General features: G+C 74.0%; 11 protein-coding genes. 8 read left to right on the top strand and 3 right to left on the bottom strand.

What is annotated here, in order from left to right:
- Nucleotides 1-51: 51 nt before the first annotated feature.
- Nucleotides 52-1,323, bottom strand: a complete 1,272-nt coding sequence (locus tag IEZ17_RS29535) for an amidohydrolase (RefSeq protein WP_189305435.1) — start codon at nucleotides 1,321-1,323, stop codon at nucleotides 52-54.
- A 238-nt stretch (nucleotides 1,324-1,561) separates the two neighbouring features.
- On the opposite strand from IEZ17_RS29535, the gene IEZ17_RS29530 reads away from it, so the two are divergent.
- The 5 genes from IEZ17_RS29530 to IEZ17_RS29510 all read left to right on the top strand — a co-directional run bounded on the left by IEZ17_RS29530 (nucleotide 1,562) and on the right by IEZ17_RS29510 (nucleotide 6,457).
- Nucleotides 1,562-2,593, top strand: a complete 1,032-nt coding sequence (locus tag IEZ17_RS29530) for a methyltransferase (RefSeq protein WP_229852768.1) — start codon at nucleotides 1,562-1,564, stop codon at nucleotides 2,591-2,593.
- A 62-nt stretch (nucleotides 2,594-2,655) separates the two neighbouring features.
- Nucleotides 2,656-2,853, top strand: coding sequence for a hypothetical protein (locus tag IEZ17_RS29525; RefSeq protein ID WP_189305433.1), 198 nt, complete (start codon nucleotides 2,656-2,658; stop codon nucleotides 2,851-2,853).
- Nucleotides 2,854-2,866: 13 nt separating this feature from the next.
- The gene (locus IEZ17_RS29520; RefSeq protein ID WP_189305431.1) at nucleotides 2,867-4,051 is read left to right on the top strand and encodes a low temperature requirement protein A; all 1,185 of its coding nucleotides are present in this window, start codon (nucleotides 2,867-2,869) and stop codon (nucleotides 4,049-4,051) included.
- 429 nt (nucleotides 4,052-4,480) lie between these two features.
- On the top strand, nucleotides 4,481-5,296 hold the full coding sequence (locus tag IEZ17_RS29515) for a L,D-transpeptidase family protein (protein ID WP_189305429.1): 816 nt from the start codon (nucleotides 4,481-4,483) through the stop codon (nucleotides 5,294-5,296).
- Nucleotides 5,297-5,323: 27 nt separating this feature from the next.
- Nucleotides 5,324-6,457: a P1 family peptidase gene (locus tag IEZ17_RS29510; RefSeq protein WP_189305428.1), complete on the top strand. Its 1,134-nt coding sequence runs from the start codon at nucleotides 5,324-5,326 to the stop codon at nucleotides 6,455-6,457.
- Between the two features lie 51 nt (nucleotides 6,458-6,508).
- Here the strand turns inward: IEZ17_RS29510 and IEZ17_RS29505 are convergent, their stop codons facing one another.
- On the bottom strand, nucleotides 6,509-7,225 hold the full coding sequence (locus IEZ17_RS29505) for a VIT1/CCC1 transporter family protein (protein ID WP_189305427.1): 717 nt from the start codon (nucleotides 7,223-7,225) through the stop codon (nucleotides 6,509-6,511).
- A gap of 84 nt (nucleotides 7,226-7,309) precedes the next feature.
- On the opposite strand from IEZ17_RS29505, the gene IEZ17_RS29500 reads away from it, so the two are divergent.
- Nucleotides 7,310-7,972 carry a YIP1 family protein gene (locus tag IEZ17_RS29500; RefSeq protein ID WP_229852767.1) on the top strand — a complete coding sequence of 221 codons (663 nt, stop codon included), beginning with the start codon at nucleotides 7,310-7,312 and terminating at the stop codon, nucleotides 7,970-7,972.
- Nucleotides 7,973-8,007: 35 nt separating this feature from the next.
- On the opposite strand, the gene IEZ17_RS29495 is transcribed toward IEZ17_RS29500, so the two are convergent.
- Nucleotides 8,008-8,280, bottom strand: coding sequence for a hypothetical protein (locus tag IEZ17_RS29495; RefSeq protein WP_189305426.1), 273 nt, complete (start codon nucleotides 8,278-8,280; stop codon nucleotides 8,008-8,010).
- A 314-nt stretch (nucleotides 8,281-8,594) separates the two neighbouring features.
- Here IEZ17_RS29495 and IEZ17_RS29490 point away from each other — a divergent pair, with 314 nt between their 5' ends.
- Together IEZ17_RS29490 and IEZ17_RS29485 are read left to right on the top strand one after the other, a co-directional pair.
- Complete coding sequence (locus tag IEZ17_RS29490) at nucleotides 8,595-9,815, top strand: CaiB/BaiF CoA transferase family protein (protein ID WP_189305425.1); 1,221 nt, start codon at nucleotides 8,595-8,597, stop codon at nucleotides 9,813-9,815.
- Nucleotides 9,816-9,896: 81 nt separating this feature from the next.
- Entirely contained in the window at nucleotides 9,897-11,225 is a 1,329-nt protein-coding gene (locus IEZ17_RS29485) for a L,D-transpeptidase (RefSeq protein WP_189305424.1), read from the top strand.
- Nucleotides 11,226-11,313: the final 88 nt, after the last annotated feature.

The following is an 11,313-nucleotide window of genomic DNA, read 5'->3' as shown; positions in this document are numbered from 1 at the left end:
AGCACCCGGACGGTGCATGTCGCCTGTCACCAACGTGCCGGGACAACACACCTAGGGCCGTGCCAGCCGGTTCAGCGCCGCCGCCGTGAGGGCCTGGACGCCCATGGTGAGCGTCGGCTGCACGACCGGGGCGAAGTACGGGGAGTGGTTGGAGGGGATGTCCTGGGACAGCCGCCCGGCCGCCAGTGCGGTGTGGAACTCCTCCGGGTTCCAGCCGCCCAGCCACCAGTAGTACAGCGGCGCCTCGGCGGCGGTCGCCAGCAGCCCCGCGTCCTCGCTGCCGGTCGCCGCCGGATACGCGAACACCCGCTGCTCACCGAAGAGTTCGGCGAAGCTCTCGTTGACCTTCCGCAGCGTGACCGCGTCGTTGACGGTCACCGGGAAGGAGTCCAGGACCACCGTCTCCGGCTCCCGTTCGGCGCCGGACGCCGCCGCCTCGGCGCGCGCGATCCGGTCGACGGCGGCCAGCACCCCGGCCCGTACCGACGCGTCGAAGCTGCGCACGCTGAGCCGTACGACGGCGCGGTCCGGGATCACATTGGCGGTGTCGCCGGCGTGGAACGAGCCGACGGTGACCACCGCCTGCTCCTTGGCGGCGATCTCCCGCGCCACCACCGACTGCACCCGCTGCACGAACGCCGCCGCCATCAGGATCGGGTCGACGGTCGTCTCCGGCCGCGAGCCGTGGCCGCCGGTGCCGTGGAAGGTGATCTCCAGGCTGTCGGCCGCGGCCATGCACGGCCCCGGGCAGTACGCGAGCAACCCCGCGCCGAACGGGGCGACATGCTGCGCCAGCACCACATCGGGCGTGGGCACCAGGCCCTTGCTGTAGAGGCCGTCGTCCAGCATCGCGCGGGCGCCGCTGCCGACCTCCTCGGCGGGCTGGAAGAGGACCACCAGCGTGCCGGACCAGCGGTCGCGGCCCGCCGCGAGCAGATCCGCGGCACCCAGCAGGCAGGTCACATGGACGTCGTGCCCGCAGGCGTGCATCCGGCCCGGGACCGTGGAGGCGTACGGCAGCCCGGACTGCTCGGTCACCGGCAGCGCGTCCATGTCGGCCCGCAGCAGGACCACCGGGCCCGGGCCGTTGCGCAGCACGCCGGCGACGCCGGTGACGCCGATGCCGGTCGTGACGTCGTAGCCGTGGGCGGTCAGCCGGCGGGCGGCCTCCGCGGCCGTCCGGGTCTCCTGGAAGCCGAGTTCCGGGTGCCGGTGGAGGTCTTCGTAGAGCGCCACGAGGTCCGCGAGGCGGGCTTCGAGCGGTTCCAGGACGGAGGCGGGGAAGGAGTGGCCACTGTTGTCGCTGATGTCACTGTCGCTCATACGGGGCATTCGACCACGGGCCGCCGTCGCGGTCAGCCCCCGTCGCGCACCGCGGCACGTCCGCGCTCCGGCACGTCCGCGCTCCGGCGCGCCCCGGGGCGGATCCGCCTTTCCCTGGCCGGAGTTGGCGGATTGCCACCCTCGCCCCGTGACACCACCGCCCCCGCCTGCAACCGTGGATCACCACGCCTGCGACCGTGCAGCGACGCATGACCGAGCCGACGACCGGAGGCTGACGTTGGCCATTCCATCCACCCGGCCGGCGGGCGATCCCGCCGACATCGCGACCCACCTCATGGACCAGGCCCTGGGGCATCTCTTCTCCGCAGCGCTGCGCACCGCCGCCCAGTACCGCATCGCCGACCACCTCGCCGCGGGCCCACGCACCCCCGAGCAGCTCGCCGCCGCCACCGACACCCACGCACCGCACCTGCGCCGCGTGCTGCGGTACCTGGCCGCCCGCGGCATCTTCCGCGAGGACGCCTCGGGCGCGTACCAGCTCACGCCGGCCGCCAGACCGCTGCGCACCGACGTCCCCGACTCGCTGCACACCGCCGTGCTGCTCACCACCGACGACCTCTACCTGCGCACCTCGGCCGGGCTGCCCGAGGCGGTACGGGACGGGGGCTCGGCCTTCGAGCGGATCTTCGGTGCGCCGCTCTTCACGCATCTGGCGTCGGATCCGGCCAAGCGGGAGCTGTTCGACGACGGCATGTCGGCACTGGCCGCCCCGGTGGACGAGGCGGTGGCCGCCGCGTACCCGTTCCCTGAGACCGGCACCGTCGTCGACGTCGGCGGGGGCCGCGGCGGGCTGCTGCGGACCGTGCTGCGCCGCCATCCGCAGCTGACCGGCGTCCTCTTCGACCAGGCGCCGCCGCTGGCCCACCACCTGCTGGACTCCGACGACCTCAAGGGCCGCTGGCAGACCCGGGAGGGCGACTTCTTCACGGCGGTCCCCGAGGGCGGCGACATCTACGTCCTCAAGCACGTCCTGCACGACTGGCCCGACGGCGCCTGCCGCCGCATCCTGCGCAGCTGCCGCGTCGCGATGGCCACCGGCAGCCGCCTCCTGGTCGTCGACTGCGTGCTGCCGCCCGGCAACGCCCCGCACTTCGGCAAGACGCTGGACATCGCGATGCTGGCGCTCCTGGACGGCAGGGAGCGCAACGCCGACGAACTCGCCTCGCTGCTGTCGGACACCGGCTTCCGCCTGACCCGGGTGCTGCCGACGCCGGCGGTCCCGTCGATCGTGGAGGCGGTCGCGGAGTAACCGCCTCGGCCGTCGCGGAGTGGCGCGACGGCGGTCGCCGGGCGACGCGGGGTGCGGCGGGGGTGCCCCGCCGCACCCCGCGCGACACCCCGCGCGACACCCCGCGCGACACCCCGCGCGACACCCCGCGCGACACCCCGCGCGACACCCCGCGCGACACCCCGCGCGACACGCCGCGCCCCCGTATCTCCGCCGCTCCCGCCGGCCCGCGCTCTACTGATCCCACCCACCGGAGCCGCCGACGAGAGGTACCGACCTGACGTGACGGTTTTGATGCGTGCACGCAGCCGGGACGAGGCGCACCGCGCCGCCACCCCGCTGGAGCTGTTCTTCGACCTCTGCTTCGTCGTGGCGATCGCCCAGGCCGGCCGCCAGTTGGTGCACGACCTCGCCCAGGGGCACCCCGGCCACGGCATCGCCGGCTATCTGATGCTGTTCTTCACCGTCTGGTGGGCGTGGGTCAACTTCAGCTGGTTCTCGTCGGCATACGACACCGACGACGTGCCGTACCGGGTGGTGGCCCTGGTCCAGATCGCCGGCGTGCTGGTCCTCGCCGCGGGCATCCCGCGCGCCTTCACGGCCGGCGACTTCCGCGTCGTCTGGTTCGGCTACCTGGTGATGCGGCTGGCCATGGTCACCCAGTGGCTGCGTGCCGCGCACGGCTCCCGGGGAGCCGAACGGCGTGCCGCACTGCGCTACGCGGCCGGCGTGACGGTCTGCCAGATCGGCTGGCTGGCGCTGCTGTTCCTGCCCGCCGGCGACATCCCCTGGGTGTTCGTGGTGATGGGCCTGCTGGAGCTGTCGGTGCCGGCGCTCGCCGAACGGGAGCGGCGGACGAGCTGGCATCCGCACCACATCGCCGAGCGCTACGGCCTGTTCACCATCATCGTGCTGGGCGAGACGGTCTCCGCGGCGACCGTGGCGGTGCAGTCGGCGCTGGACGAGCACAAGGCGCCGGGCGTGCTGCTGCCGGTCGCGGCCGGCGGCCTGCTGCTGGTCTTCGCCGCGTACTGGATCTATTTCGCGGTCCCCATCCACCTCCACCTGCACTCCAACCGCCAGGCGTTCCTCTGGGGCTACGGCCACTACCTGGTGCTCGGCTCGGCCGCGGCGGTCGGCGCGGGCATCGAGGTCGCGGTGGAGGAGTCGGTCGGCACGGCGCAGCTGTCGGCGTTCGCGGCAGCCGCCTGCGTCACGGTGCCGGGCGCGCTGTACATCGCCACGGTGTGGCTGATCCACTCCCGGCACCAGAAGCGCGGGCCGGCCCAGCAGCTGGTGCTGCCGGTGTCCGCCGTACTGGTCCTGGCGTGCACGTTCGCCGGGCACGGCGCCGTGCCGGCGGCGGGTCTGGTGGCGGCGGCCACGGTCGCGGTGGGCGTCACTCTGACGGCCCGCCAGGGCACCGCCCTGGCGGAGGAGCAGCCACCCCGGTCGGCCGACCCCCGGCCGCGGGCGTGAGGGGGCGCCGGTCCGTCGCACCGTCCCCCTTTAGCGTGCCGAACGGCCGTACGCGGCACCCGTCCCCGCGGGACGCCGGCGCGGCACGTGACGAACGCGACACTGTCGTTCCGGCCGATCCTCAACTCGTCGCGCAATAGCCCCACTTGGCACACATTCCGGCCATCTTCGGCGAGCGCCGCGGCACCGTTCCCGCGGACGCCTGTGCCCAACGCCACTCCCCAACCACCCCATTCCCCCACCAAAGGCCCCTCCCCCGCGAGGCGGCATCCTCGCACCCTCTACGGTTCACCTCGGCCCGCGGAAGCGGCACCCCGGGAACGCGGTAGGGTGCAGATTGCCCTTTTTATACCTGGGCTGCCCGTGGACCCGCCGCCGTGAACGGCCCACGGGCCGTTCACCCGCCCGTACCTGAGGAGACGCCAGTAGATGGCCGCCCGCCACGCTCAGTCCCGCGCGCGCAAGAGACTGTCCCGGCGCAGCAAGGCCGTGAGCGGCCTCGCCCTCACCACGCTCGTCGGCACCGCCCTGTGGGCCTGGCCGGCCTCGGGCGACGACCACAACAGCCGGCCGGACGCCAAGAGCGGCTCGTCGCGGACGGCGGCCGGCCCGGTCACCCCCGCCACCCAGCACACGGCCCGCGACGCCACCACCGCCCTGCGCGCCATCCCGGAACTGAGCGACGCCACCCGGCAGCGCATACCGGCCAACACCCGCCAGGTCCTGGTCGTCACCGGCAAGAGCCCCGACTCGTACGACTCCCGGGTCGTCCTCTACACCCGCGAAGAGGGCGCGGACATCTGGTCACCGAGCCCCATCTGGACCGCGCACAACGCCGCGCACGGCTGGACCGACGACCACCGCTACGGCGACCTGCGCTCCCCCCAGGGCGTCTACACCCTCACCGACGCCGGCGGCCGGCTGCCCGCCCCCGCGGGCACCAAGCTCCCCTACGACCACAACGACAGCTTCGTCGCCCACGGCACCGGCGTCGAGGGCGAGCCGCTGGCCGGGGCCTTCGACTACGTCATCGCCATCAACTACAACCGCGTCCCGGGCTCTTCCCCGCTGGACGGACGGCGGCCCCTGGGCGACGCGCGGGGCGGCGGCGTCTGGCTGCACGTCGACCACGACGGCCCCACCCAGGGCTGCGTCAGCCTCAAGCCCGAGGTGATGCGCCAACTGCTGCGCACCCTCGACCCGGCACTGCACCCGGTCGTCGTGATGGGCCCGGCCGGCCACTGACCGCGCGGCGCGTGGTACGCATTCCCCATGACTGACGCCCGGCAGCACCAGGGGGGCGAGGGCGTACCGCACCCCCGGGGACCGCACGACGCACTGACCGACGTCCACGGCCTGCGGGTCGGCCACGCCCAGCGGACCGGCGACGGCTGGCTCACCGGCACCACCGTCGTCCTCGCCCCGGAAGGCGGCGTCGTCGCGGCCGTCGACGTCCGCGGCGGCGGTCCGGGCACCCGGGAGACCGACGCCCTCGACCCCCGCAACCTCGTCCAGCGCGTCGAGGCCGTCGTCCTGACCGGCGGCTCCGCCTTCGGTCTTGACGCCGCGTCGGGTGTCGCCGGCTGGCTGGAGGACCGGGGCCGCGGCTTCCGCGTCGGCCCCGACCCCGCCCAGGTCGTCCCCGTCGTCCCCGCCGCCGCCCTCTTCGACCTGGGCCGCGGCGGCGCGTGGCGGGCCCGCCCCGACGCCGCCCTGGGCCGCGCGGCAGCCGAGGCCGCCGCCCGTACGGCCCCCGGATCCCCCGTCCCCCAGGGCAACACCGGTGCCGGCACGGGCGCCGTCGCGGGCGGCCTCAAGGGCGCCGTCGGCACCGCGAGCGCGGTCCTGCCCTCCGGCGCCACCGTCGCCGCGCTGGCCGCCGTCAACGCCGCGGGCTCCGTGGCCGACCCCCGTACCGGAGCCCTCTACGGCCGCCTGTACGAGGCTCCGGGCGCCCTCCCCGCCCCCGACGTCCACGCCGCCGCCCAACGCCGCCTGGCGGACGCCACGGCAGCCTCCGTGGCCCGTTCCGCCGGCTCGGTCCGGCCGCCCCTCAACACCACCCTCGCCGTGGTCGCCACCGACGCCGCCCTCACCCGGGCCCAGGCACAGAAGCTCGCCGGCAGCGCCCACGACGGCCTGGCCCGCGCCATACGCCCCGTGCACCTCCTCGCCGACGGCGACACGGTCTTCGCGCTCTCCACCGCCGCCCGCCCGCTCGTCCCGGAAGAAGGCCCGGCCGACCCCGTGTTCGGCCCCCACCTGGAAGCCATGGCGCTGGACGGGATCCTCGCCGCCGGCGCCGACGTGCTCACCCGGGCCGTCGTCAACGCCGTGCTGGCCGCGGACTCGGTGGACGGCCCCGGCGGCGTCTTCCCGTCGTACCGGGACCTCTACGGGACCTGACCCGGCGGCCGGGACCCGTACGCCGGCGGCGGCCCCGGCCGGGTCCCGCCGTCACACCCCGGCCGCCCCCAGCAGCGCCCCCGCCGCATACGTCACGCCCATCGCCAGCGCCCCGCCCGTCATATTGCGCCCGATCGCCCGCCCCACGGGTGCCGCCCCCAGCCGGGCGCTGCTCCACCCGCACAGCGCCAGCGCCGCGAGCACCGCCACCACCGTGATCCACAGCCGCTGGCCGGCACTCGGCAGCACGATCGCCAGCAACGGCAGCAACGCCCCCACCGTGAAGGCGAGGAAGCTCGCCCCCGCCGCGTGCCAGGGGTTGGTGAGCTGATCGGGGTCGATGCCCAGCTCCACCTCCGCGTGCGCCCGCAGCGCGTCATGCGCGGTGAGCTGTTCGGCCACCTCCCGGGCCAGCTCCCGGCCGAGCCCCTTCCCCTCCAGCAGCTCGGTCAGTTCGACCAGTTCGGCCTGCGGCTCCGTCGCCAGCTCGCGCTTCTCCAGCGCCAGCGCGGCCTTCTCCGAGTCGCGCTGCGTGGAGACCGACACATATTCGCCGGCCGCCATCGACATGGACCCGGCGAGCAGCCCCGCGAGCCCCGCCGTCAGCAGCGTGCCCCGCGCATCGGTGGCCCCGGCGACGCCGACGACCAGCCCGGCCGTCGAGACCACCCCGTCGTTGGCGCCGAGCACCGCCGCCCGCAGCCAGTTGAGCCGGCTGCCGAGCCCGCCGCCGTGCGCCTCGTCGTGATCCGGTGTCTGAAGACTCACCCGCCGAGCGTCTCATCCGCCGCCACCGCCTCCCGCCCGACGCCCCCGCATCGTCCCGAATTGGCCGGTGGTAGAAACGGCCGTATGTCCGCATCGCCGCCCCCCTCCCATCCTCCGTCACAGCCGGGCCCCAAACCCCCGCCGCCCACGCTGGTCCAGCCGCCCCCGCGCGAGCCGGCGCCCGCCCGGCGCGAGCCCGCACGGCGCCGCCGACTGTGGTGGCACCGGCTGATATTCGGGCTCTGGTACCGGCCGGTGGACGTCTTCGACGAGGCCCGGGACCGCAGTGCGTGGAGCGCGGCGGCGCTGCTGTGCCTGATCAGCGGCGGTATCGGGATCGTGTCCGTGGACGCGTTTCGGGCGCAGTGGGCGGCCGACCGCGCGGCGGCGCTCCAACTGGCCGGCATGGCCGAGGCGGGCGTACTGACGGCCAGCCTCGCCCTGGGGGCGGTCACGCACGCCATAGCGCGGACGCTGGGCGGCAACGGCCGCTTCGCGCCCACCGCCAGCCTGTTCATCGTGCTCTTCTGGGTGACGGACCTGCCGCGGCTGGGCATCGCGTCCTGGCTGCCGGCGAGTTCCACCTTCGTGCAGGCCGCGACCTGGACGACGTGGGGGTTCGGCTACTTCCTCGCGGCGCTGCTGATACGTGGTCAGCACCACCTGCCGACGCACAAGTCGGCGGCAGCGGTGTCGGTCCAGATGCTGGCGTCACTGGCGCTGCTGAAGCTGGGCCCGGTGCGCTGAGCGGCGGCCGGGCCGCCCGGCGCGCCGGGCGGGCCTCAACTGCGGCTGGTGAGCTGCCGTACGAGCCCCTCGAACGCCTCCCGCTCGGCGGCGCTCAGCTCGACGTTCTCCGAGGCCGGCCCGCCGGGCCCGGTCTGCCGGGGCACCGAACCGAGCAGATCCCGCGAGCGCCGGGGCGCCGGCCGCCCGGCCGCGTCCTCGTGCTCGTCCCGCCGGGTCAGTCTGACCAGTCCGACGGTCCACAGGACCACGACGACCAGGAGCACGCCGAGGCCGATCTGCTGGAGAATCGAAACGGAGGGGGGCATGCTGTTCCTCCCGAACGGGTGGGCGCTGGCAAGGCCAGTAGACACCAATCCTCAGGGCTTCCGACAGGGGATCTAGGGACTTACGTCCCTAAGTGACACATCTCCTATGACATTTCCTCTCATTCCCGACACCAAGTGTCTGCCCCATACCCCGCGTCCCCACACTCCCCGCGGCTCCCGCCCCGCGCACCCGCACACCATCGGCCGCACGGGCGCACTCCCGCCCGGCCCGTTGGACACCGCGGAGCCTTCCCCCGGCCGACGGGCACCGCCGACGATGGCGGCACTTCGTCCGCGACGTGAGGAGTACGCCCGTGCCGCAGCCGACGCCGCAGCCCCGCCCCGGCGCACAGCAACCCCCGCAGCCCGGCCCCCGTGCCCTGGACGGCGTCCTGGTGGCCGACTTCAGCCGCGTACTGGCCGGCCCGCTGGCCGCGGCCACGCTCGCGGACCTGGGTGCCGAGGTCATCAAGGTCGAGCGGCCGGGCACCGGTGACGACACCCGCGCGTGGGGACCGCCGTTCGCGCCCGACGGCACCGCCGCGTACTTCGACGCCGCGAACCGGTCCAAGCGCGGTCTCGCCCTGGACCTGGCCGACCCGGACGACGCCGCCCTCGCCCGCGAACTGGCGCGCCGGGCCGACGTGCTGATCGAGAACTTCCGCCCCGGCGCGCTCGCCGAGTACGGGCTGGACCCCGCCGCCACGCTGGCCGCCCATCCGGGCCTGGTGCACTGCACCATCACCGGCTTCGGGTCGGGCGCGGGCGCCGCGCTGCCCGGCTACGACTTCGTCGTGCAGGCCGTCGGAGGGCTGATGAGCATCACCGGCGAGCCCGGCGGCAGCCCCCTGAAGGCGGGCGTGGCACTGGTGGACGTGCTGACCGCCAAGGACGCCGCCACCGGCATCCTGGCCGCGCTGCGGCACCGCGACCGCACCGGCGCGGGCCAGTTGGTGGAGGTCAATCTGCTCTCGTCGCTGCTGGGCTCGCTGGTCAACCAGGCCTCCGGCCATCTGGCCACCGGCCGCGACCCGGGCCCGATGGGCAACCGCCACCCGAGCATCGCCCCGTACGAGACGCTGGCCTGCCGGGGCGGGCTGCTGGCCGTGGCGGTGGGGAACGACCGTCAGTTCCGTGCGCTGGCGGACGCGCTGGGCGCGCCCGGGCTGGCCGACGACGCCCGCTTCCGGCGCAACCGGGACCGGGTGCGCCACCGCACGGACCTGATCAAGGCGCTGGAGGACCGGCTGGCCGCCGACACACCGCGGGGCTGGACGGAGCGGCTGACCGCGGTGTCGGTGCCGTGCGGACCGGTCCACACCCTCTCGGAGGCGCTGGAGTTGGCGGCCCGGCTCGGGCTCGACCCGGTCACCCCGGTCGGCGAGGGGCGGATCCCTCAAGTCAGCAGCCCGCTGCGCCTGTCGCGCACCCCCGTGACCCAACCCGCCGCCCCACCCCGCCTGGACGAAGACGGCACACCACTGCGAACCTGGCTGTCGGGGCCCACCGACCGACCCCTCCCCCCGCGAATGTGACCTTCGTCACAACATGGCTGCACCCGCAACCAAATCCACCCGTAGGTGCTGTTTACCAGCACGGAATCACAACACCCCTGTATGGAGCAGCTCGTGACATCGCCGGACAACCCCGCGCCCGCCCAGTCCCGCACCCCGCACCAGCCGCTCCATCCCACCGAACCGCGGGACGCCGCCGCACCGCGCCGCGCCCGCCGGACGCGCCGCACCCTGGCGCTGACCGCGCTGCTCGCCGCGGGCGCGCTGTCCCTGTCGGCGTGCGGCGGCAACGCCGAGGCCGGCGGGCACGACGGCAAGAACGGCCAGGCCGGCGCGGACGCCGCAGCCGCCAAGGACGCCTCCGACGCCAAGATCCAGGTCTCCTCGAAGGACGGCGCCACCGACGCCAGCATCAACGACACCGGGGTGAAGGTCACCGGCGGCAAGTTGACGAACGTCAAGCTCACCGCGGTCGACACCGGCAAGGACGTGCCCGGCGCCATATCGCAGGACGGCACCTCCTGGAAGCCCGACGCCCACCTGGAGCGGGGCACCAAGTACAAGATCACGGCGAACGCGAAGGACGCCAAGGGCCGTTCCGCGACCGAGAACGCCACGTTCTCCACGGTCTCGTCGGCCAACAGCTTCATCGGCTCCTTCACGCCCGACAACGGCAAGACCGTCGGCGTCGGCATGCCGGTGTCGTTCAACTTCGACAAGGTGATCACCAACAAGAAGGACGTCCAGTCCCACATCACGGTGACCTCCAGCAGCGGGCAGCAGGTCGTCGGCCACTGGTTCGGCTCCCAGCGCCTGGACTTCCGGCCGCAGGACTACTGGAAGGCCGGCTCCAAGATCACCATGAAGATCGACCTGGACGGGGTCAAGGGCGGCAAGGGCATCACCGGCGTCCAGTCCAAGACGGCGTCCTTCACCATCGGGCGCTCGCAGGTCTCCACGGTCGACATGAACACCCAGACCATGACCGTCCAGCAGGACGGCAAGACCATCAAGACCATCCCGATCTCCGGCGGCAGCGCCGACCACCCGACCTACAACGGCCAGATGGTGATCTCGGAGAAGTTCGAGCAGACCCGGATGGACGGCTCGACGGTCGGCTTCGGCGGCGAGTACGACATCAAGGACGTGCCGCACGCCATGCGGCTGTCGTCCTCGGGCACCTTCATACACGGCAACTACTGGGGCGACCCGTCGGTCTTCGGCCACTCCGGTACCAGCCACGGCTGCGTCGGCCTCCAGGACAACAAGGGCGGCGGTGGCGACACCCCGGCCAAGTGGTTCTACAGCAACTCGCTGGTCGGCGACGTCGTGATCGTGAAGAACTCCAAGGACAAGACCGTCCAGCCCGACAACGGCCTCAACGGCTGGAACCTCTCCTGGTCCCAGTGGCAGGCGGGCAGCGCGGCCTGACGCGCCCCGGCGGGTAACGCCCGCCGGCGTACGAGGCGGTGGCCGGCTCCTTTGGGGGCCGGCCACCGCCTCGCCGCTTCCGGTCGGG

It is taken from the genome of Streptomyces albospinus (assembly GCF_014648695.1).
Taxonomy (GTDB): Bacteria; Actinomycetota; Actinomycetes; order Streptomycetales; family Streptomycetaceae; genus Streptomyces; species Streptomyces albospinus.
This window is presented reverse-complemented; position numbering and strand designations above follow the sequence as displayed.